Origin of the sequence: Celeribacter arenosi, from assembly GCF_039539485.1 — a bacterium.
GTDB lineage: Bacteria > Pseudomonadota > Alphaproteobacteria > Rhodobacterales > Rhodobacteraceae > Celeribacter > Celeribacter arenosi.
Window position 1 is genome coordinate 413,430 of sequence record NZ_BAABDF010000007.1, and the last position, 21,966, is coordinate 435,395.

The following is a 21,966-nucleotide window of genomic DNA, read 5'->3' on the forward strand; positions in this document are numbered from 1 at the left end:
GTCACGTTTGCCTCTATAGGGCGACAAAAGCATCCATAAAATATGTGGGGTTCCCCTTGTTACAATCCGCACTCGCGTCCTTCGCGAAAAATCTGTCCTTGTCTGGTGGCGGTTCGACAAAGCTCACACCCAATCAGATCAAAACCGAGTTCCTGTCCGGTCTCACCGTCGCGCTCGCGTTGGTTCCCGAGGCTGTCGCCTTTGCTTTCGTGGCAGGGGTCCATCCGCTGGTAGGGCTCTACGCGGCGTTTCTCGTCGGTCTGGTGACCGCTGTCATCGGCGGGCGTCCCGGTATGATTTCGGGGGCAACCGGTGCTCTGGCCGTCGTTATGGTCAGTCTGGTGGCCGAGCATGGCGTGGAATACCTCTTTGCCACGGTCGTGCTTATGGGAGTTTTGCAAATCCTCGCGGGTGTCTTCCGAATGGGGAAGTTTATCCGGTTGGTTCCACACCCCGTGATGCTGGGGTTCGTCAACGGGCTGGCAATCGTGATTTTCCTCGCCCAGATGACCCAGTTCAAAAATCCCGGTTCGGATATGTTCATGACGGGCTGGCCCCTCATTCTGATGATCGGGCTGGTGGGTCTGACCATGGTGGTGGTCTGGGGATTGCCAAAGTTCACAAACATCATTCCCGCCCCGCTCGCCGGTATTCTGATTACGGCGTTGGTGGTTATCCTGTTTGATCTTCCGGTGCCTCGCGTTGGCGATATGGCTTCTATCGAGGGCGGTTTGCCAACTTTTCATATTCCCGCAGTGCCGATGTTTGAAAGCATGTCGCAGTTCCTGAGCGTGATGGAAATCATCTTCCCCTACGCGCTGATCCTTGCGGCCATTGGCCTGATCGAAAGCCTTCTCACCCTCAACCTCGTCGGCGAGATCAAAGGCGAGCGCGGCGGCGTTGCTCAGGAATGTGTGGCGCAGGGTACGGCCAATGTCATCACCGGCTTCTTTGGTGGCATGGGCGGTTGTGCGATGATCGGTCAGTCGATGATCAACGTGAAATCAGGGGGACGCACGCGGCTGGCAGGTATTGCCGCGGCACTGTTCCTTTTGGCGTTCATCGTTGTGGCATCGCCGCTGATCGAACAGATACCGCTCGCAGCGCTTGTTGGTGTGATGTTCATGGTGGTGATCGGCACATTCGCGTGGAATTCATTCAAAGTGATGCGCAAGGTGCCGCGCGTCGACGCCTTTGTGATCGTTCTTGTGACCGTGGTCACAGTTCTGGAAGATCTCGCGGTGGCTGTCGTGGTCGGCGTGATCGTCTCCGCACTTGCATATGCGTGGCAGAACGCGAGTCGCATCCACGCCAAAACGTACACCACTCCGGAAGGCGCGAAGGTCTATCAGGTGCAGGGCCCGCTGTTCTTCGGGTCTTCCGAAGGATTTGGCGAGCTTTTCGACCCGGCACGCGACCCCTCAATGGTGATCGTCGATTTTGCCGACAGCCGCGTTGCCGACCAATCCGCGCTGAATGCGATTGAAACGCTCGCCGCGAAATACGAGGCCGCGGGCAAGGAAATCCAACTGCGCCACCTGAGCCGCGACTGTCACCGTCTGTTATCCAATGCAGGACACCTCATGGTCGATAGCGATGACGATCCCGACTACGAGATTGCCACGGACTACACCGTGCGCACCGGAGTGCTCGGCGGCGGGCACTAAAGCGGTCACCAGTCTGAATATACATGACAAAGAAACGGGGCCCGCGCGGCCCCGTTTTGGTCTATGCAGTAGCATTCGGGAAAGCTCTCAGTCGTCGGGACGCGTCAGCTCGAACACCTCACTGACTTCGGCATAGTCGCGATATCCCAGGCGCGCCAAATGCCGCGCACGAGCGACATCGTAGCGCCCATCCACAACCAGTTCGTCGCGCATATGCACGCCGGTCACCTCGCCGAAGATGGCGAAATTGTCTTTGCCCTCCAGCGTCACGATCTGCGTCAATTTGCATTCGAGCGCCGCAGGGGCGTCCGCCACCCGCGCGCAGGCGATGGTTTCGCATTCTGTTTTGACCGCATTTGCATGCACGAACTCATCCTCACCATGCGCCAGTGAGGCCGACGTTGCATTCATCACCAGTGCGGAATTGGAGCTGACAAGATTGACGCAGAAAACGCCGGTTTCGCGGATGTTCGTCAGGCTGTCTTTCGCCGAAGTTGAGGCGAACATCACCTGTGGTGGCGTGTAGGCGACCGCATTGAAAAACGAGTAGGGCGCAAGATTGTCGATGCCTGCTGCGCTGCGTGACGAAATCCATCCAATGGGTCGCGGAGACACGATAGCCGAGAACGGGCTATGGGGCAGGTTGTGTCCGTCTTCGGGGCGATAAAACATGTATGTCTCCTTGCGTTGCTCCTGATTTAGGGCCGTGTTAGTCGAAAAGCGAGCGCTTTGAGGTGGATAGGCGCATAAGGCACCTGCGAAAGGGGCAGAAGTGTATCGGATCGACGTGGAAACGGCGGATGATTGGTGGGAGGTCGAACACCTCTATGACACCTGTTTTGCGCCGGGGCGTGAGCTTTTGTCATCATACCGCCTGCGTGCCGGTGTCCCCCGCGTGGACGATCTATGTCTCGTCGTGCGCGACGAAGGCGACGTCGTGGCCGCCGCCATCCGGTTTTGGCCTGTGAGAATAGGGGATGCACGTGCGCTCCTTCTCGGGCCCATCGCCGTTCACCCGACGAGACAGGGCGAGGGATTGGGAGGGATGTTGATGGCCGAAAGCCTCGCCGAAGCCGTATGTCTGGGCTGGGACAGAGTGCTGCTCGTCGGGGACGAACCCTATTACTCGCGTTTTGGTTTTCGGAAGCTCGACGGCGTGGAAATGCCGCCCCCCACCAACCCCGACCGTGTGCTGGGTCTCGCTCTTGCGCCGGGAGGGTGGGACGGGGTCTTTGGCGTGGTCGCACGTGATGTCGATTGACGGGGACTTGGAAAACCGCGCGATGAACCCCACATCTATCCGATGAAAGCGAACCCGCCCGCCCTTACAGACGGTGCCCACGCCGTTCTACAGGCCCCGACGCCCGAAGCGATCCGTGCCCTTGCACGGCGCCTGAAGTCTGCCAATAACCCCGGCATGCAGCTTCTAAACCTCGTGGGTGGCACGGCAGATGGGTTATTTGCCAAGCTTCCAAAACCCGTGAGCGCGCAGTTGGAAAGCAGCACGTTAGCAGCGCTCGAACTGGCATTTGAAGGCGCGGCGCGCACACGTCGCAATGGCGTTCGCGCAAACACTTGGTTCAGCCGCGCTGTGTCGTCTGGCTTGGGCGCTGTCGGTGGTGTCGGCGGGCTGCCCACCGCGCTCGCCGAACTGCCGGTCACCACCACCGTCCTGTTGCACACGATCCAAGGCGTCGCGGAAGATCACGGATTTGACCCGACCCGCGCCGACGTCAAAAAAGCCTGCATCCAGACCTTTGCTGCCGCAGGGCCGCTGGAAAGCGATGATGGTGCAGACCTCGGATTTCTTGTTGCGCGCACAACGCTGACTGGGGCGACAGTGAATTCACTCATCGCCCGCGTGGCGCCGCGGCTATCGCTGGTGCTTGGGCAAAAACTGGCGGCCCAAACAGTGCCGATTCTGGGGGCTGTCGCAGGTGCTGCGACCAATTACGCCTATACCGCCTATTATCAGGACATGGCCCATGTGACCTTCGGCATGCTGCGCCTCGCCGAAGACAGCGGGCATAGCTATGACACCCTCAAAGACATGTTGAGGGCGGAGATTGCGTCGGGCTAAGTCGTCTCGGGCGTTTCCGGTTTTTTGTCGTCTTCACCGAAGCGGCGCATTGCATTGAACAATTCCCGCCGTGTGCGCGCGCCGATACGGCGTGCCGCTTCGCCACCTTTGGCGGCCAGCGCACGTCGACCCGCGCGGGTAAGGAATGGTCGCGATGCCGTCGCAAGACCACCTGCAGCAGGGGCGCGAATGGCTCCGGTTGCCACCAGCTTTTGAAATAGCGCCTGAGCGACCTCAGGGGCAACTTTCAAATCACGTGCGATCGCCGCAACGGACGTCACACCGTTTTTTTGGGCATACCAAGACGCCCAAGCATACTGCGAAGACGTTATAACCACGGGCGCCGGTGTGGCCGCAGTGGCGGCCGTGATCGTGGGCATTGGAAGTGAGGGCGCAAGGCCGAGCAGGGCTAAACCCCGCGTAAAAGTACGTCTGTTCATAGCTTGAACATGGGGAGGCGCCATCACGGCGTCAAGCCCAGAGGGTGCGCGCGCCTAGAGCACAAGCCCCTGTTTCGCGAGGGCAAGCGAGAGATCATGACGCACAGATTGCGCCCCGCTTTGCGCTGCTTCATCAATCACTGCCGCGATTTCATCGAGGTCAATACGACGCAAAACCGATTTGATCGGCCCGATTGAGGCAGGGCGCATCGACAAGGTTCTAACGCCCATCGCGGCGAGCGCTATGGCTTCCAGAGGACGGCCGGCATCCTCGCCACAAAACGACACAGGCGTTTCAAAAGCGTCGCAGCGCTGAACGATTTGACGGATGAACGACAGGAACGAGTAGTTGAGCGTATCATAGCGCTTGCGAACGCGTTCATTTTCACGGTCAGCCGCAAAGAAGAACTGTTTTAGATCGTTGCCACCGATTGAAATGAAATCGGTCATCTCGAAAAACTTGTCCGGCGCAAATGCCAGTGACGGGGTTTCAAGCATTGCGCCGACTTCGAGGCTCTCGGGTAGGGTATGCCCAAGTCGTGCTTCGTTATCCAGAACCTCGTAGAATATCTCGCGTGCTTGGCGGTATTCGTCGAATTGCGCCACAAAGGGGAACATCACGGTCAATGGCCGCCCCGCAGCCGCGCGGGTCAGCGCCTGCAATTGCATCCGCATCACGCCGCGTTTGTCGAGCCCGACACGGATCGCGCGCCACCCCATTGCAGGGTTCGGTTCGTCCTGAGGCTTCATGTAGGGGAGGACTTTGTCAGACCCGATATCGAGCGTTCGAAAGGCCACCCGTTTGCCCTGAGCAGCGTCCATCACGCGGCTGTAGAGCGACGCAAGCTCGCCGCGGCGAGGCACCTTGTTTCGCACGAGGAATTGCAGTTCGGTGCGGAAAAGACCAACACCATCAGCCCCCGACGAGGCCAGAGACGGCAAGTCGGCCATCAAGCCCGCATTCATTTGTAGTGACAGTGTTTTCCCGCAGGTGGTCACCGCGGGCAGATCGACGAGATCGGCATAGCGTTTTGCGGCCTCGGTCTGCATCGCGATCTTGTCGCGGAAAGCCTTGGCCACGTTTTCTTCGGGCCGCAGGTGAATGACCCCCTGATCTCCGTCGATCAGAACATGGTTGCCGTTAATCGCCTCGGTCGTGATGCGTTCTGCATGGATGACGAGAGGTATGGCCCACGCCCGTGCAACCACCGCAGCATGGGAACCGACCGACCCCTGTTCCAGGATGATGCCTTTGAGGTTTTTGCCGTATTCCAACAACTCTCCGGGGCCAATGTTGCGCGCAACCAGGATCGGATCATCGGGCATCGCCGCGCCCGTGTCGCTGCCTTGTCCCGTCAGGATGCGCAAAAGCCGGTTCGACAGGTCATCAAGGTCATGCAGACGTTCGCGCATATACGGGTCCGGGACGGTCGACATGCGGGCCCGTGCGGTGGATTGCTCTTTTTCCACCGCCGCCTCTGCCGAGAGCCCGCGCAGGATGTCCTCTTCCATCCGGCGCATCCAGCCACGGGAATGGGCAAACATGCGGTAGGCTTCCAGAACTTCGCGTTGGTCTTTTTCGCTCGGCTCGATTTCCGAAAGCATGCCGTCCACGGAAATGCGCAACTGGTTGACGGCTTCGTTGAGGCGGATTTTTTCTTTGTCAGGGTCGTCGGCTACGGGGTTGGTCACGACCACGCGGGGTTCGTGGAGAAACACGTGACCCTCCGCTACGCCTTCCTGCGCCGAGGTGCCGCGAAAGAGCACCGGATGGGTGTGTAGGGCGGCAAAGCTCGTGTCGTCGCCCACAAAGGCACCGAGTTCGGTCATCTCGGCGAGAACCATCGCCACAACTTCCAGTGCGTAGACTTCGTCGTCGGTAAAGCGGCGGGCTTGCTTTGATTGCACAACCAAAACACCGAGCGTTTCACCCAGACGCTGGATCGGCAGACCCAGAAAACTGGAGAAAATCTCTTCGCCCGTTTCCGGCATATAGCGAAAGCCCCGCTCGGAGGGGGCATCGGCGGTGTTGACCATTTGGCGCGCGCGCGCGACGCGACCGACGAGACCTTCGCCAATACGCATACGTGTTTTGTGGACGGCTTCGGGTTTGAGACCTTCGGTCGCGCAAAGTTCGAGCGTTTCGGTGTCGCGGAACAGGTAAACCGAGCACACTTCCGTACGCATACTGTCCGCAATCAGATGAGTGATGCGGTCCAGACGCGTCTGGCCTGCGCTGTCCTCGGCAAGAGTGTCTCTGAGACGCCCGAGAAGCTTTCGACTTTCGCTTTCTAGGCTTTCTGCCATGGATCCCCGATCTGCGCGCGTCACCATATCGGTTCGCGTCGTTGCGTCTTTACCGGACAAGTAGGTCGTTAGGGTAGGGCAAATCAACCGTAGGGAGTGCCGTTAGCGTTAACTTTCAAGAAATTTGCATCGTTATCCGGCAGTTATCGACGGATCTGCGAAAGTTTTCTGCTTATGCAAGCGAGACCTCAGGCTTTGTCGAGCTCGAAGGCGTCGTGAAGTGCCTGCACGGCGAGTTCGGTGTATTTGCGATCAACGAGAACCGAAATCTTGATCTCCGAGGTGGCGATGACCTTAATGTTGATGCCTTCTTGCGAGAGCACTTTGAACATTTTGGCGGCAACACCGGACTGTGATCGCATACCGATACCAACGAGCGAGATCTTTGCGACGTCTGTATCGCAAATCAGTTCGTCATAGGTGAATTCACCCCGTTCTTTCGCACCCGACAGGGCGGATTCGGCGCGTTTCACCTGATCGGTCGGGCAGGAGAACGTCATGTCCGTCTCGCCGTTCTCAGAAATGTTCTGAACGATCATATCGACGTTTATGCCCGCATCGGCGAGGGGACCAAAGATCGACGCGGCGATACCCGGGCGGTCGGCGACAGAAACGAGGGTCATCTTGGCCTCTTCACGCGAAGCGGCCAGACCAGCAACAGGTTTGTTTTCCACGATATCCTCCTCGGCACAAATCAACGTACCGGCATTGGGGTCATATTCTTCGAAAGACGACAGAACACGCAACTTCACTTTGTAGCGCATGGCAAGTTCGACAGAGCGTGTTTGCAGGACTTTTGCGCCGAGCGAGGCCAGTTCCAGCATCTCCTCGAAGGAGATGCGCTCCATCTTGCGCGCTTTGTCGGTAATCCGCGGGTCGGTCGTATAGACGCCGTCCACGTCGGTGTAGATGTCGCACCGCTCAGCGTCAAACGCGGCCGCAAATGCCACCGCCGTGGTGTCCGAGCCGCCACGCCCCAACGTGGTGATGCGGCCCTCGTGGCTGATGCCCTGAAAACCGGCCACAACGGCGACCCGCATACCTTCGCCGAACTTGGTGTTGATGTTCTCGGTCGGAATTTCTTCAATCCGAGCCGCACCATGCGCAGAGTTGGTTTTGAGCGGCACCTGCCACCCCTGCCAGGAACGCGCGGGAATATCCATTTCCTGCAACGTCAGAGCCATCAGACCGGCGGTCACATTTTCGCCCGAGGACACCACCGCGTCATATTCGCGGGCGTCATACATAGGGGAGGTTTCACCAACATAGCCGACAAGTTTGTTGGTTTCGCCGGACATTGCAGAGACGATCACGATTACGTCGTAACCATTGGCAACTTCGCGTCCGACGCGCTTTGCGGCGCGTTTGATGCGGTCCAGAGTAGCGACAGAGGTGCCGCCGAATTTCATCACGAGAAGGGGCATGATCCGCCGGTTTCCCTGTCATCAAATAATCGCGCCGTTCCTAAGCGCATGAAAGGGAAAGGGCAAGTCGCAACAGCAAAGATCCGGCCAGTGTGGCGGGTCAGTTGACTTTGCGTTTGGGGGCAAAGGGGAGGGGCATCACGGGAACGCCATCCTCGATCAGCGATTTTGCATCCTTGATCGGCGCTTCGCCATAAATGGCGCGCTGTGGAATGTCGCCGTCATGCATGGCGCGGGCTTCGCGTGTAAACTCCGCTCCAACGTAGTCGGCGTTGCGTTCGACCTCGGCTTTTAGTTTGGCAATTGCTGCTTCCATTTCGGATGCCGGCGCACCGAGGTCGGACCCCATCGCCACCCCATTGCCTCCGGCTTCCTGAGCACCGTTGGACACACGGGGTGCCATGATCGCTTTCTCAATTTTGCTCGCGCCACAGGTCGGGCATGATAGCTGACCCGCCGCCGCAAGCCCGTCGAACGCCTTGGTAGAGGCGAACCAGCTTTCAAAGCTGTGGCCATCAGGACATTTGAGCGCGTAGCGGATCATGGTTTTTGCCAGTGTTTTCGGTTTGGGACACCAAGTCAGTCAAAATAGGGCGGATGACGGGCCTTGGCAATCGGGAGCCCTGTTCAGGGTTTCAGTTGCGAGGGATCGAACCGACGGATGATTTGCGAAAGTTCGGGCTCTGATACGAGAGCCGCCGCCTTTTTGCACGTCACCCATTTGCGTTTGCGATCGCTGCACTCGGGGTATTCGTCGTGACAACTGCGCGCTTTGAGCGGGAACACCGCGACCACGCAGGGCAACGGGTCGCTCCCGTCGCGGGGCATTTTCATATAGGAATAGAGCCCGATACAGATCGGCATGGCCTGACCACGGATGCCGGCCTCTTCCCATGCTTCCAGTGAGGCGGCCGCAACAGGTGTCATCCCATGCATCGGCCACCCTTTCGGGATGATCCAGCGTTTGCGCCGCCGTGATTTTACGAGCGCAATCTCGACCTGATCCTTGCGAACACGCCAGCAAAGCGCCCCGAACTGGGTGCGCAAACCGGTTTTGCCGGTTTTCTTGAGCTGGACGGGTCGCTGGATCAGTTTTTCAGGCGACATGATGATTCCCGAAGAGGCGTCCGTATTGCTAACAAATCCAGCGGCCCCCTCATAGGACACAAGTCCATGATCGGGCGTCAGTCCGGGGCGGGTTTGTCGAGTGTAGAAATTCCCGTCGACGTCGCCAGTGCAGTCCAAAACGCGTCGAGATCGGCGTGGGTCTCGATCAGGGGTTCAAGCGCCACGCGCGCGGTCTGCGCCATCTGTGCGGCGTGTTCGGGCGCATTGAACAAACCCGACACTGCAGCCGCGAGAGTTTGCGCGTCACGCACTTCTTCGCAGGCACGAGCAGCGGCGAGTTCATCAAACGCAGCCGCATGGTTGTCGACATGGGGTCCGTGGAGGACCACCGATCCATAGCCCACGGGTTCAAAAGGTGTATGCCCACCACGCGCCACGAGAGACCCGCCGAGGAAAGTGACACAGGACAGGCGGAACCACAGACCCATCTCGCCCAATGTATCGGCCAGATAAACGGGCGCGGCATCCGGAGCCTCGCCGCGTGAACGCCGTGCCAATGCGACACCTGCGATTTTTGCAGCCGCCTCAACAGCATCGCCGCGCGCAGGATGGCGCGGGGCCAGGATGAGCCGCGCAGTCGGGTGTTCGGCGAGGATAAGGCGAAAGGCAGCCAAAACAATTTCTTCTTCACCCTCATGCGTCGAAGCGGCGAGCCATGTGAGATTGCGAGGAAACGCAGATGTGAGAAGGTCAGGTAGCTTGATCGCGGTCGTCGCACTTACGGTGCTTTTGAGGTTCATACGCGGCAGGAGGCGCTCTGCGTCCAGACCGATTTGAACCAGTCGCTGCTCGGATGCGGCGTCCTGTGCGGAGAGATATGAAACCGCCCCAATAGTGCGCGCAACCGTGCCCCGCAACAGCGGCGCAATTCGGTCCCAACGCATGGCTGTACGCTCGGACATTCTGGCCCCCGCGACGAGCACCGCGATATCCCGGTTCCTGCAAAGGTCAAATCGGTTCGGCCAGATTTCATTCTCGATCGAAACGAGCGCCACGGGACGAAAAGCGGACAGATATCGGTTCAAGACCCATCGCAGGTCGACCGGCGCCAAACGGGTTTCCAGATTGGCGATATTCCAGTCCTGCACCATTTGGCGTGCGCTCACCGTGTTAACGGTGACGAGGAGCGCAAGTGCGGCATCGCGGGCCCGTATTGTTTCGATCAATCGGCGCGCGCCGGTCAACTCGCCATTGGAAGCACCGTGAATCCACAGAACCGGACGGGTGTTTGAACGCGTAACACCCCGCCCGAACCGCTCGGCCAAATCATGGAGCGTTTCGCGACCGCTCAGAACACTCCGCAACATTGCCAGAAGCAAGAGTGGACTAAGGACCGTGAGCAAGATGCGGTATACGAGCACGCGCAATGCTCCTTCGATTGTTGATATGCCGAATTACGCGGGGGAGGGCGACCTTGGCAAGGGTTTGGAGCGTCCAGAGTCGTACAGTGAGATGCCGTGCTGGCTATGAATTGGTCTCGATTGCCTATTCATAGTTGATTGGAGGCACCTTCATCGCGCGTCAGAATTGCCCTGAGATCCTTCACTTTTTCGGCGTTGTCCGCAGCAATCGACCCGTCGCTCAAATACAGCGAGTTCTCAAACCCGACACGGCATTTCCCTCCGAGTGCGGCCGCCGCCTTCAAACAGACCGCTTCACTTTTGCCAAAAGCACAGACGGCCCAATCCGGCGTAAGGTTCAGGGATGCCTGCCAGTCGACAAAAGGCGAAAGGTCGCTCGGCGTCGATTGTAGATTTTCACTATAGCGCCCAAGGACGTAGAGGAGTTGCAGGGCAGGATTGTGCAGCTCGTCCTCGGCCAAAACCTCGCCGAGAAGTTCACAATCGCCACGGTCGTAAAGGATGTGTTGGACGGCAATACCAGTGTCACGGCATTGATGGAAAAAGCGACCTACGTCAGACACATCCGCGCGACAGATTTCGCGGATCGACACGGAGACCATTTCGGCGCCGGCGTTCAGGGCGACCTCCATTTGCGTGGCGGGGTCGTAGCGCCCGACAGCTTCGGTCGTGATCTGAACTGCCAGATCGGGCACCGCACCCTTCAGAGCGGACACAAGTTGCCTGTATCGCGCGCAATCCAGCAGGTGCTGCCCGTCTGCGTCGCGGATATGGGCGTGAATCCCGTCTGCCCCTGCCGCATGGCAGTCGCGCGCGCAGGCAACGATTTCATCAAGAGTTAGGGGGATAGCAGGGTGATCTGTTTTGGACAAACGTGCGCCGTTGGGAGCAACCATGATACGCGGCAGCGCCCTCACAACACGGCATCCAGACTGGCCGAAAGCTTGCTCACCAATTCACCGATCTGATCGTCGGTAATGATAAATGGGGGAGCCAGAAGGACATGGTCGCCATGTTGGCCGTCAATCGTGCCGCTCATCGGGTAGCAAATAAGCCCGTTTGCAAAGGCCGCTTTTTTGAGTTTCGCAGCGATGGCACGCTCTGGCGAAAAGGGTTCTTTAGATGCGCGGTCGGCGACGAATTCAAGACCACGGAACATGCCGCGCCCGCGAATGTCGCCGACATGGGGATGCTCGCCAAACTCGGCTTCCAGAGCAGCCTGCAACGTCTTCCCCATCTGCGCCGAGCGTTCCACGAGGCCATCATCGAGAAGCCGTGAAAGAACCGCGTTTGCGGCCGCGCAGGCGACAGGGTGACCAAGATAGGTGTGACCGTGCTGGAAAAAACCCGACCCATTGGCGATCGCGTCGTAGATGGCGCCAGAACACAGCATCGCGCCAATGGGTTGGTAGCCCGCGCCCAACCCTTTCGCGATGGTGATAATGTCTGGCGAAATACCATCCTCCTCACAGGCAAAGAGTTTTCCGGTGCGCCCCATGCCGCACATGATTTCATCGAGGATCAACAGGATGCCATAGCGGTCGCATATTTCGCGGATGCGTTTGAAATACCCCGGCATGGCAGGCACGGCACCCGCCGTCGCGCCGACGACCGGCTCCGCGATGAAGCCGATGACCGTTTCGGGCCCGACCCTCAAAAGCTCTTCCTCCAACGCATCCGCGGCACGCAAGGCGTAGTCGTGGGGACTCTCGTCGGGGCGACGCAGACGGTATTCGTAGCACGGGTCGATGTGCGACGCCGACACCATCAAGGGGTCAAAAGGCGCGCGCCGCCACATATTGCCACCCGTTCCCAGCGCGCCGAGCGTGTTGCCGTGATAACTCTGGCGTCGTGCGATGAACCGTGTGCGTTTGTCTTCGCCTTTTTCGATCATGAATTGGCGCGCCAGTTTCAATGCTGCTTCTACGGCTTCCGAGCCGCCACTCACCACGTAAACGCGATCAATTCCCGCCGGAGCATGGGCGATGAGTCGTTCAGCCAGCGCCTCGGCGGGGTCTGTTGTGAAGAACCCGGAATGCGCGAAAGCGAGAGATTCCACCTGGTCGCGAACCGCAGCGATTACGGATTCATCGCTATGCCCAAGACAGGAAACGGCGGCCCCACCTGAGCCGTCGAGGTAATATTTCCCTTCTGCATCAATAAGGTACACGCCTTCACCGCGCTGGGCTGTGGGCGTGGCGGCATGACAGTTACGGGGAAAAATCTTGGACATTCGTCACCTTTGAGGCTGAGGCTTGAAACAAAAGATTCACAGATTGACAAGGAATGAAACAAAGTGAACCCTGACGCAATGACGTTGTGGAGCGGGTGTTGTTTGTAGCTTTTGAAACCAGACTGTCGGGAAAATACGCGGATTTGTCAGGTGCGCTCAAAGCGGCAGCTGACTACGTGATTGATAATCCGATCAATACGGCTTCCAGACCGCTGCGTCGGATTGCGGCCGACAGCGGTGTGTCCCCGGCAAGCTTCACACGGCTCTCGCGAGTGCTCGGATACGACAGCTTTGAGCAAGTGCGCGAAGAAATGCGAACCACTCTGGGCCGTCGGGTACATAAATTCGCAGACCGCGCTGAAAGGCTCCAACTCGATCACAATTTGCAGGACGGCGGATTTTTCGACGCGCATCTTGTGGCCTGCCAGACAAACCTCGACCAGCTCGGTGCCACGATTGATGCAGACGAACTTGAAGAAGTGGTCGACCGTCTCGGCGAGGCGCGTCGCGTGGTGCTCAAGGGCGTTTTGGGATCGACTGCCGTGGTTGAATACACAGCCTATATGGCCAACTTTGCCTTCGACAACTGGTCGATGGTCAGCCGGATGGGCGCGTCGCTCGGGTCGGGTCTGACGGGGTTGGATGCGCGCGATGCATTGGTTATCGTATCCAAACCGCCGTTTTCGCGACAAGCCATGAAAGCGGCCAAATTTGCCGCAGACAACGGCGTGTACGTTGTTTTGATTACGGATTCACATAGTTGCCCAGCGCTCAAACACGCTGATGTGCACTTCATAGTGCCGACGGATAGTCCGCACTTCTTTTCTTCCTATGTGGCCACGACCTTTCTGATGGAAGTCATCGTTGGACTACTTGTGAGCCGCTCTGGCGAAACCGCGCGTGAGCGTATCGCCAATGTGGAGGAAGCAACTCGGGCGTTGACGGAAGTCGGCGACCGATAAGAAACGAAAATTCGAACTTTCAGGGAGTTTAACATGTTCGAGAAGTTTAAAATTGCGGCCGCTGGCGTTGTAACCGCTGCGTTCATGGCACCGGCCGCCTATGCCGAAGAGTTCATCACGATCGGCACCGGTGGTGTTACCGGTGTCTATTACCCAACGGGTGGCGCGATCTGCCGTCTCGTCAACAAAGGGCGCAAAGACCATGGCGTTCGTTGTTCCGTCGAGTCGACCGGTGGTTCCGTGTACAACATCAACACCATTCGCGAAGGCGAGTTGGAGTTTGGTGTGGCCCAGTCCGATTGGCAGTACCACGCCTATAACGGCACCTCGCAATTCGAAGAAGCAGGCCCCTTCGAAGGTCTTCGCGCGGTCTTCTCTGTGCACCCCGAGCCGTTCACCGTCGTGGCCCGTGCCGACAGCGGCATCACAACTTTTGCCGATATGAAAGGCAAACGCGTCAACATCGGTAACCCGGGTTCGGGTCAGCGCGGCACAATGGAAGTGCTTCTCGAAGCGATGGGGTGGAGCACAGACGACTTTGCTCTGGCAACAGAGTTGAAGGCGTCCGAGCAATCCGCAGCCCTTTGTGACAACCAGATCGATGCGATGGTCTACACCGTCGGTCACCCGTCCGGCTCCATTCAGGAAGCCACCACAGCCTGTGACTCCGTTCTCGTGGAAGTATCCGGCGAAGTTGTCGATAAACTGATCGACGACAACTCCTACTACCGTTCGGCCACCATCCCCGGCGGCATGTACCGTGGTAACGACTCCGACACGATGACATTCGGTGTGGGCGCGACATTCGTGACCTCTGCGGACGTTTCCGAAGAGGTTGTCTATGCCCTCGTCGCCGCAGTTTTCGATAACTTCGACGACTTCAAAGGTCTGCACCCTGCCTTCGCAAACCTCGACCCACAGGAAATGGCGACCGCTGGTCTGTCCGCACCGCTGCATGACGGTGCTGCGAAGTACTACAAGGAAAAGGGTTGGATCGAGTAATCCACGCCTGAGATGAAAAGAACTGCCGGGGGCGCGCGTCGTCCCCGGTACAACCGATCGGCGCAGAACCGGCGGACAAAAAACGACATATACAATAAAACAGCCAAAGACTGGGCCAGATAGCGCCAGCAGGGGGACGTAATGTCGAACACGGAAAATCGCGCACTTAGCGAAGAAGAACTTCAGGAACTGGTCGCCGCGTCAGATAGCGGTGCGAGAACGCCGTCCGGCATGGTCGGGACTCTCATCGCGGTCGTTGCCTTGCTCTGGGCGATTTTTCAGGTCCTTCTGGCCTCTCCCGCGGCGCCATATGTCTTGCCTGGCGATTTGATCAACAACTCGCGGCAGATCCATTTGGCCTTCGCGATCTTCCTGTCCGCAATGGCATATCCGCTGTTCAAGTCGAGCCCGCGTGACCACATCCCGTGGTACGACTGGATACTCGGCCTCGGGGGCGCATTCCTGGCCATGTATGGCTACTTCTTTTACGAGAAAATCGTCGGCAATGGCGGTTTGGCGGATGCCTCGGATTCATATTATTCGCTGGCAGGCCTGATTTTCCTCTTTATCGCGGCCTACCGGACCCTCGGTCCGGTAATGGTCGCGCTGGCGGTCGTCTTCCTGTGCTACGTCTTCTTTGGCTCCTCCGAATGGGTCCCTGATCAAATCCGTTGGGCGGGCGCGAGCCTTCGCAAGGCGATGAGCCACATGTGGATCACCTCCGAAGGTGTGTTCGGCATCGCGCTTGGGGTTTCGACGAAATTCGTCTTCCTCTTTGTTCTCTTTGGCGCGCTCCTCGATAAGGCGGGTGCCGGGAACTATTTCATCAAAATGGCATTCGGGGCGCTTGGCCACCTGCGCGGCGGCCCCGCAAAAGCGGCCGTTGTCGGGTCGGCCGCGACTGGTCTGATTTCGGGTTCTTCCATTGCCAACGTTGTGACCACCGGTACCTTCACCATCCCGTTGATGAAGCGTGTGGGTTTCAGCGCGGAGAAAGCCGGAGCGGTCGAAGTAGCCTCATCTGTGAACGGTCAGATCATGCCGCCCGTGATGGGCGCGGCTGCGTTCCTGATGGTGGAATATGTCGGCATCTCCTATGTCGAGGTTATCACCCACGCCTTCCTGCCCGCGATCATTTCCTACATCGCGCTCGTCTACATCGTGCACCTCGAGGCGGTGAAAACCCGCATGCCGACCATCGGCAACAAAGTGGTCTCGATGGCAAAAACCATTGGCGGCATGTTTGCGTTTTTTGCCGGTTTTGCGTTGCTATGCTACGCGACCCAATACCCGGTGCGTGCAATCACATCGTTGTTTCCGGATGGGTCAGGATGGTTACTCTCACTGCTCCTGATGGCTATCTACATTGGTCTGATTTATTTGGCATCGCAGGTCGAAGACCTTGAACCTGACGACCCCAACGCCGCGGTGGTGGAGTTGCCGGACTTGGCCAAAATCTACAAATCCGGTCTCTATTACCTGCTACCGATCATCGTTCTGGTCTATTTTTTGATGATCGAGCGTAAGTCACCGGGCCTTTCCGCATTCTGGGCAACGACACTGTTGTTTGTGATCCTGCTTACCCAGAAAACGTTGAAGGCCTACTTCCGTGGCCAGCCAAATCCCATTTCGCGTCTGCGCGAAGGTTTCCACGACCTTATTACAGGGATGATTGACGGCTCGCGCAACATGATCGGCATCGGTCTGGCGACAGCCACGGCCGGGATTATCGTAGGCACCGTGTCTCTGACCGGTATCGGTCAGGTGATGGCGGATTTCGTTGAGTTCCTGTCTGGCGGAAACCTGATCCTGATGCTGATCTTCGTTGCGATCCTGTCGCTCATTCTGGGCATGGGGCTCCCCACGACGGCCAACTACATCGTGGTCTCCTCACTCATGGTTGCAGTGGTACAGGAACTCGGGGCCCAGTCGGGCCTCGTGGTGCCGCTGATCGCCATCCACCTCTTCGTGTTCTACTTCGGGATCATGGCGGATGTGACGCCCCCTGTCGGGTTGGCGAGTTTCGCGGCGGCGGCTGTGTCCGGTGGGGATGCGATCCGCACAGGCTTCACCGCCTTCTTCTACTCGCTGCGCACGGTAGCCCTGCCATTTGTGTTCATCTTCAACACCGATTTGTTGCTCATCGATGTGACGTGGGCTCAGGGGATCATGGTGTTTATCGTGGCGACCATCGGTATCCTCGTGTTTACCGCCGCGACGATGGGTTGGTACTTCACCAAGAACCGCGTGTGGGAAACTGTCGCTTTGCTGGTCATTGCATTCGCGCTCTTCCGCCCCGGCTTTTTCATGAACTACATCCAGTCACCCTATGACCAAGTCGAACCGGCCTCCTTCGCTCAGGCGCTGGGCGATGCACCGGCGGGCAGCCAGATGCGCGTTGTTATTTCGGGACCAGATTTCGACACCCTCGAAGTCAAGGAACTGACGGTGCCGGTGAATGTTCCGGAAACCGACGGCGCGGATGCACGCCTGAACGAGCTGGGCTTTGTGTTGGCCGAGTTGGACGGGGAGCAGGTTCTGGACGAACCGATGTTTGGCACCGACCTGAGCGATGCGCTGGCGGGCTTTGATTTCTACGGCGATGATCCTGTTCAGATTGCGTCAGTTCAGGTCGCAGCCGACCAGTTGCCCAAAGAGCTCATGTTCATTCCGGCGTTCCTGCTGCTGGGCCTGATTACGTTCCTGCAGATGCGCCGCGCTGAACCTGTCATGGAAGGAGAAGTCGCATGACCAAAACAGTATTGTGTGCACTCGACATCAACAGACCTGAAGATGCGCATGTATTGAAAGAGGCGGCCAGATTTGCGGCTCTCGACGATGCGCAACTCGATGTGATTACCGTGGTTCCCGATTACGGCGCCTCGGTTGTCGGGGCCTATTTCGAAGACCATCATGTGAAGACGGCGCGTGACGACGCCAAAAGGCTATTGGCCGAGTTCTGTTTGGCGGCGGTCGGGGCCGAACGCAATGCCTCGATCCGTCATGTCATTTCGATCGGGAAGGTCTACGAAGAAGTGCTAAAAGCCGCCAAACACGACAAAGCGGATCTGATCGTGATTGGCGCCCATAGCCCCGATTTGAAGGACTATCTGTTGGGGCCGAACGCCGCGCGCGTTGTGCGTCACGCAAAGTCGTCGGTCTACGTCGTTCGCTAGTCGGTTGACCAAAACGGGCGGGTTGCAAATCTGCAATCCGCCCGTTTCTTTTTTCGAATGTGCCGTCTGAAGTTTCCTTAGACAGTCACGTCCTGAGTGCTCAGAATTTCGATCACCATCGCAGCGGTCCACGTGAAATGCGCGCCACCACAGGGTTCTGCCGTGATCGGGTCGTAGTATTCGGCAAACCCGCTTCGATGGATCAGGCGCACGCAATCCGCGTTGATACGGTCCACCATCTCTGATTTCCCTGCGCGCTTTAATCCATCCGCGATCATGTAATTGACGATCAGCCAGACCGGACCACGCCAGTAGCGCAAACCTTCGAACTCTGCAGCCCTCGGATCGTGACTCGGCACGAGGTAGTTGCACGCCTCTGCCAGCGACTCGATCCGGCGCGTGAGGGCCGCTGCCTTGTCAGGGGGGATATCCGCGAAGGCGGCAAGAATTCCGGCGACCGAGGGACTTTCAATGAGTGTGCCCGATATGCGGTCATAGCAGAGATATTGGCCGTACTCCTCGCTCCACAGCGTCGCCATCGCTGCATTGCCTTTTTGCGCCATCGCGCGCGATTGCGCCGCGATGGTCGGCTCGCCAAGTTCGTCCGCCAATTCAGCCAGGTCTGCGCAGGAGCGTATCAAAATCGCATTGAACCCCGGATCGACGACCCGAAACGGCGAGGCGTCGTGCAGTTTGGTGTTATCCCATCCAAGATTGCGGAACTTCTGCACCAGCCAGATGTAGCGTTTGTACTGCTCGTCCGACGGGCGATGCGCGGGGTTGGCGTGGGTCGTGTCGCGACGGGTAAACGGGGCCACACCTTCGGTTGGCACGCGTTGGAATGCGACGTCCCAATCCACCGAATTGTCGCGTCCCGTTTCCCAAGGGTGGATGATCGCAACCAATCCGGTGCCCTGTGGATCGCGGTTGAGATAGAACCACTGATGCCACGCGTGGATGAGCGGCAAGAGCGCCCGCGCCCGCGCCGTAGCGAGCGGTTTGTCCGTCGCGCGATCATACATGCGGCGAACGGCAAAGCCTGCGACGGGCGGTTGGGTGATGCCCGACGTGGGGACCGGGCGCTCGGTTCCCCAAATGTCGGGACCGGGAAAATAGCCCTCGTCAACTTGGTGAAAGATGATGTGTGGCACCATCCCGTCGTCCCATTGGTTCTCGAAAAGCGTGTCAATTTCGGTCCACGCCCGCGCTTCGTCGAAATGGGCAAAACCTAGCGCACTCAATGCGCTATCCCAGTTCCATTGAAACGGATAAAGCCCATGGGTGGGGACCGTGTAGGTGCCGCGGTCATTGTCGCGAAGCACCTGCTTGGCGTGTTCGATTAGGTCGTTTTCCATGTTTGGTATCTCACGCGACTGCAAAAGTGGTGTCGGGGTCGAACCAGCGCACGCGGTCCGAATGTGGGGCGAGGGTCAGTTTCTGACCCGGTTGAACCGTGGTTTCACTGTCCAGAATGACCCGGAATATCGTTCCGTCGATCTCACAGGTGACAAGAACATGCGCACCGAGCGGTTCGACCACTTTTGCGGTCGCCACGAGTCCTTGGTCGGCAAGGGACATGTCTTCCGGCCGGATCGCAAACTTCAGCGCCGCATTGTTGGTGCGCGGACCGTCAATGGTCTGGCCTGCAACCTGCCATTTGCCATCGCCTGCCGCGTTTGCGGGCAAGAAATTCATGGGCGGATTGCCGATGAAGCTCGCCACGAATTCGGCTGAGGGGTTGCGGTACACCTCGATTGGCGACGCCGCTTGCACGATTTTGCCCTGATGCATGACGCTGATGCGGTCGGCCATGCTCATGGCTTCCACTTGATCGTGGGTTACATAGATCGCGGTTGTTTTGCTCTCAGCCAGCACGCCTTTGAGCTCCGCGCGCATCTCCATGCGCAGCAACGCATCGAGGTTCGACAGGGGTTCGTCCATCAGGATAACGTCCGGCTCCATCGCCAAGGCACGCGCGACGGCAACGCGCTGGCGCTGACCGCCGGACAACTCACCGGAATACCGTTTCAACAGCTGTTCGATATGCATCAGCGTGGCAACCCGCTCGACCCGGCGTGTCACCTCGTCATTTGGCAATTTCTGCATGCGCAGGCCAAAACCGATGTTTTCGAACACCGTGAGATGGGGGAAGACCGCGTAGTTTTGAAACACCATCGCGATGCCGCGGTCTTTCGGGGACAGGTGGTCGATCCGACGCCCACCGATCCAGACCTCGCCGGAGGTCGCGGTTTCCAGCCCCGCGATGATGCGCAGCAACGTGGATTTTCCGCAGCCGGACGCACCGAGCAAGACCATGAATTCCTGATCCGCAATGGTGAGATTGATGTCCTGTAGCGCCTGATAGGCACCAAAGGTCTTGGCAACGTTCTTGATTAGGATTTCGGCCATTTCGATGGTTCCTTTTTCGATCGCGCCGACTAGCGGTTCGCGATGCCCCACATGGCAAAGAGGTATTTGCGTACGGCGAAGATGAAGATCAGCGCAGGCACGACGAGGATGAATCCGCCGGCAAATTTCAAATGCAGCGGTGAGGTATCGAGGTTTTGCAGCAGGAACGCCGTGAGGGTCCGGTTTTCAATGGTCAACACAGCGGCCGCAAAAACTTCGTTCCACGAGATCACGAAGGCGAAGATTGCCGATGCCGTGATCCCGGGTAGGATCAGAGGAAGAACGACTTTGGTGAATGCGGTCAGCCGTGTGCAGCCCAGCGTCCATGCCGCCTCTTCGAGTTCGATCGGGATGCCGGAGAACAGCGAAAAGGTAATCAACACCGCAAAAGGGATCGCCAATGTCGTATGCACCAGCGCAAGCCCAAAAGCCGTGTCGTCCAACCCCGTGCGGATGAACATCACGGCCAATGGCAGCGCGAGCAGGGGCAGTGGAAACGCCCGCGTCAACAGGATCAGAAGCCGGAAGAGGCCTTTGCCGCGAAACTCGAAGCGCGACAGTGCATAACCGGCGGGCGCGCCGACGAGGATCGACATGACCATCGTCATGGCCGCAACGAGAACCGAGTTTTTTAGCGCCGCGAGCATCCCGGCGAACCCGGCAAAGAACTTCAGACTACCCAAGTCAAACTCGGGAAAGAGAGGTTTGGGAAAACTCGTGACCGTTTCGGGGGAGGACAGCGTGTTGATCATCAGAAAATAGATCGGCACGATCACCCACGCACACAGGAGGACCACTGCGGACACATAGAGAAACTTACCCGATTTTCGCGTATCTCTGGGCAGATCAACGCTGGCTGCATCGGTCATATCGTGGCTCCCTTCGGTACGCGCAGAATGCGCAGGATGACGAGCGTGAAGGCGATCGAGATCGCGAGAATGATCAGGGCCATCGCGGCAGCCGCACCATTGTTGAGTAGATCAAACTGATAGGCATAGGTTTCGCCCATAAGTACCGGAAACAGCGTTCCACCCAGCGCGGCGACGACGGCGAAGATCTCGAAGGCGAGGATCACGCGCAGCACCAATGCGGTTTGCAATGACGGGCGCAGCATAGGCAGGGTGATACGCAGGAACCGCTTCCAGGGGGATGCGCCGAAAACCTCGGCCGCTTCATAATATTCTTTCGGGATCAGCCCGATACCGGCCACGAGGATAACAAGCATGATCGCGGTGGCGCGCCAGATTTCGGCGAGCGCAATGGCGAGAAAGACGACACCGGGATGCTGGTAGGAGAGGAGGTTGACCGGTCTGTCGACGATCCCCAGACCACTCATCATCGTGTTGAGGAAGCCGGATTGCTCGAAAATCGCCAACCAGATCAGGCCCGCGGCAAGATCGGAAATGCCCAGTGGGATCGTCCAGATATAGAGTACCAGATCGCGGCCCTTTTGCATCCGGTTGACCATAGTTGCCATGAGCAACGCCAGAGCCAGCTGGATCGGGACCACCGCTGCAGCGAGCAGCAGGGTATTTTTCAAAGAAATCGGGAACTTCCAGTAGCTGACGACTTCGCGGAAATTCTCGAGGCTGAAACCTGAGCCTGTTCCGAATGCCTGCTGGGCCACCAGAACGAAGGGGTAGAGGAAGAACACACACAAGAAGATCGTGACCGGCAGGATCAGCACATAGGGCAATATCCGAGCGTTCATCGCGGCGCTCCAATCTGGCGCTCAGGCGCCTTGTGAAGTGGGGGGTGTCCGGGCCCATCGGGGCCC

The 21,966-nt window shown here is 58.3% G+C and carries 20 protein-coding genes; 7 read left to right on the forward strand and 13 right to left on the reverse strand.

Annotation, left to right across the window (positions count from 1 at the left end; all coding sequences use genetic code 11):
• Positions 1-56: 56 nt before the first annotated feature.
• Positions 57-1,667, forward strand: coding sequence for a SulP family inorganic anion transporter (locus ABD815_RS09625; protein ID WP_425549852.1), 1,611 nt, complete (start codon positions 57-59; stop codon positions 1,665-1,667).
• 87 nt (positions 1,668-1,754) lie between these two features.
• Here ABD815_RS09625 and ABD815_RS09630 read toward each other — a convergent pair whose 3' ends face one another.
• Positions 1,755-2,339 carry a flavin reductase family protein gene (locus ABD815_RS09630; RefSeq protein WP_344846717.1) on the reverse strand — a complete coding sequence of 195 codons (585 nt, stop codon included), beginning with the start codon at positions 2,337-2,339 and terminating at the stop codon, positions 1,755-1,757.
• A gap of 100 nt (positions 2,340-2,439) precedes the next feature.
• Between ABD815_RS09630 and ABD815_RS09635 the strand changes: the two genes are divergently transcribed.
• Complete coding sequence (locus ABD815_RS09635; protein WP_344846719.1) at positions 2,440-2,928, forward strand: GNAT family N-acetyltransferase; 489 nt, start codon at positions 2,440-2,442, stop codon at positions 2,926-2,928.
• A gap of 42 nt (positions 2,929-2,970) precedes the next feature.
• A complete protein-coding gene (locus ABD815_RS09640; protein ID WP_344846721.1) occupies positions 2,971-3,747 on the forward strand; it encodes an EcsC family protein in 777 nt (258 codons plus the stop codon).
• Here the strand turns inward: ABD815_RS09640 and ABD815_RS09645 are convergent.
• From ABD815_RS09645 to ABD815_RS09680, 8 genes are all read right to left on the reverse strand, one after another.
• On the reverse strand, positions 3,744-4,187 hold the full coding sequence (locus tag ABD815_RS09645) for a hypothetical protein (protein ID WP_344846723.1): 444 nt from the start codon (positions 4,185-4,187) through the stop codon (positions 3,744-3,746). The two genes, ABD815_RS09640 and ABD815_RS09645, sit on opposite strands and share 4 nt — an antisense overlap.
• Before the next feature lie 54 nt (positions 4,188-4,241).
• Entirely contained in the window at positions 4,242-6,494 is a 2,253-nt protein-coding gene (ptsP, locus tag ABD815_RS09650) for a phosphoenolpyruvate--protein phosphotransferase (RefSeq protein WP_344846725.1), read from the reverse strand.
• 188 nt (positions 6,495-6,682) lie between these two features.
• The gene (locus tag ABD815_RS09655; RefSeq protein WP_344846727.1) at positions 6,683-7,918 is read right to left on the reverse strand and encodes an aspartate kinase; all 1,236 of its coding nucleotides are present in this window, start codon (positions 7,916-7,918) and stop codon (positions 6,683-6,685) included.
• Between the two features lie 100 nt (positions 7,919-8,018).
• Positions 8,019-8,462, reverse strand: coding sequence for a DUF1178 family protein (locus tag ABD815_RS09660; RefSeq protein WP_344846729.1), 444 nt, complete (start codon positions 8,460-8,462; stop codon positions 8,019-8,021).
• An 83-nt stretch (positions 8,463-8,545) separates the two neighbouring features.
• A complete protein-coding gene (locus ABD815_RS09665) occupies positions 8,546-9,025 on the reverse strand; it encodes an NUDIX hydrolase (protein WP_344846731.1) in 480 nt (159 codons plus the stop codon).
• Between the two features lie 77 nt (positions 9,026-9,102).
• Complete coding sequence (locus tag ABD815_RS09670) at positions 9,103-10,407, reverse strand: 3-deoxy-D-manno-octulosonic acid transferase (protein ID WP_344846733.1); 1,305 nt, start codon at positions 10,405-10,407, stop codon at positions 9,103-9,105.
• Between the two features lie 128 nt (positions 10,408-10,535).
• Positions 10,536-11,303: a beta-keto acid cleavage family enzyme gene (locus ABD815_RS09675; protein WP_344846735.1), complete on the reverse strand. Its 768-nt coding sequence runs from the start codon at positions 11,301-11,303 to the stop codon at positions 10,536-10,538.
• Between the two features lie 17 nt (positions 11,304-11,320).
• On the reverse strand, positions 11,321-12,640 hold the full coding sequence (locus tag ABD815_RS09680; protein ID WP_344846737.1) for an aspartate aminotransferase family protein: 1,320 nt from the start codon (positions 12,638-12,640) through the stop codon (positions 11,321-11,323).
• A 98-nt stretch (positions 12,641-12,738) separates the two neighbouring features.
• On the opposite strand from ABD815_RS09680, the gene ABD815_RS09685 reads away from it, so the two are divergent.
• The 4 genes from ABD815_RS09685 to ABD815_RS09700 all read left to right on the forward strand — a co-directional run bounded on the left by ABD815_RS09685 (position 12,739) and on the right by ABD815_RS09700 (position 17,780).
• Positions 12,739-13,602, forward strand: coding sequence for a MurR/RpiR family transcriptional regulator (locus tag ABD815_RS09685; protein ID WP_344846739.1), 864 nt, complete (start codon positions 12,739-12,741; stop codon positions 13,600-13,602).
• 33 nt (positions 13,603-13,635) lie between these two features.
• Positions 13,636-14,604: a TAXI family TRAP transporter solute-binding subunit gene (locus tag ABD815_RS09690; RefSeq protein WP_344846741.1), complete on the forward strand. Its 969-nt coding sequence runs from the start codon at positions 13,636-13,638 to the stop codon at positions 14,602-14,604.
• 141 nt (positions 14,605-14,745) lie between these two features.
• A complete protein-coding gene (locus tag ABD815_RS09695) occupies positions 14,746-17,355 on the forward strand; it encodes a TRAP transporter permease (RefSeq protein ID WP_344846743.1) in 2,610 nt (869 codons plus the stop codon).
• Positions 17,352-17,780, forward strand: coding sequence for a universal stress protein (locus ABD815_RS09700; RefSeq protein WP_344846745.1), 429 nt, complete (start codon positions 17,352-17,354; stop codon positions 17,778-17,780). The genes ABD815_RS09695 and ABD815_RS09700 overlap by 4 nt, the downstream gene beginning before the upstream one ends.
• Before the next feature lie 77 nt (positions 17,781-17,857).
• On the opposite strand, the gene ABD815_RS09705 is transcribed toward ABD815_RS09700, so the two are convergent.
• Genes ABD815_RS09705 through ABD815_RS09720 form a run of 4 tightly spaced genes read right to left on the reverse strand, consistent with a single transcriptional unit; the run spans position 17,858 to position 21,900 of the window.
• Positions 17,858-19,135 (reverse strand): amylo-alpha-1,6-glucosidase, encoded by a 1,278-nt coding sequence (locus ABD815_RS09705; RefSeq protein ID WP_344846747.1) that lies wholly within the window; start codon positions 19,133-19,135, stop codon positions 17,858-17,860.
• Positions 19,136-19,145: 10 nt separating this feature from the next.
• Positions 19,146-20,189 (reverse strand): ABC transporter ATP-binding protein, encoded by a 1,044-nt coding sequence (locus ABD815_RS09710; RefSeq protein ID WP_344846749.1) that lies wholly within the window; start codon positions 20,187-20,189, stop codon positions 19,146-19,148.
• Positions 20,190-20,218: 29 nt separating this feature from the next.
• Positions 20,219-21,058, reverse strand: a complete 840-nt coding sequence (locus tag ABD815_RS09715; RefSeq protein WP_344846751.1) for a carbohydrate ABC transporter permease — start codon at positions 21,056-21,058, stop codon at positions 20,219-20,221.
• Complete coding sequence (locus ABD815_RS09720; RefSeq protein WP_344846753.1) at positions 21,055-21,900, reverse strand: carbohydrate ABC transporter permease; 846 nt, start codon at positions 21,898-21,900, stop codon at positions 21,055-21,057. The genes ABD815_RS09715 and ABD815_RS09720 overlap by 4 nt, the downstream gene beginning before the upstream one ends.
• Positions 21,901-21,966 lie beyond the last annotated feature (66 nt).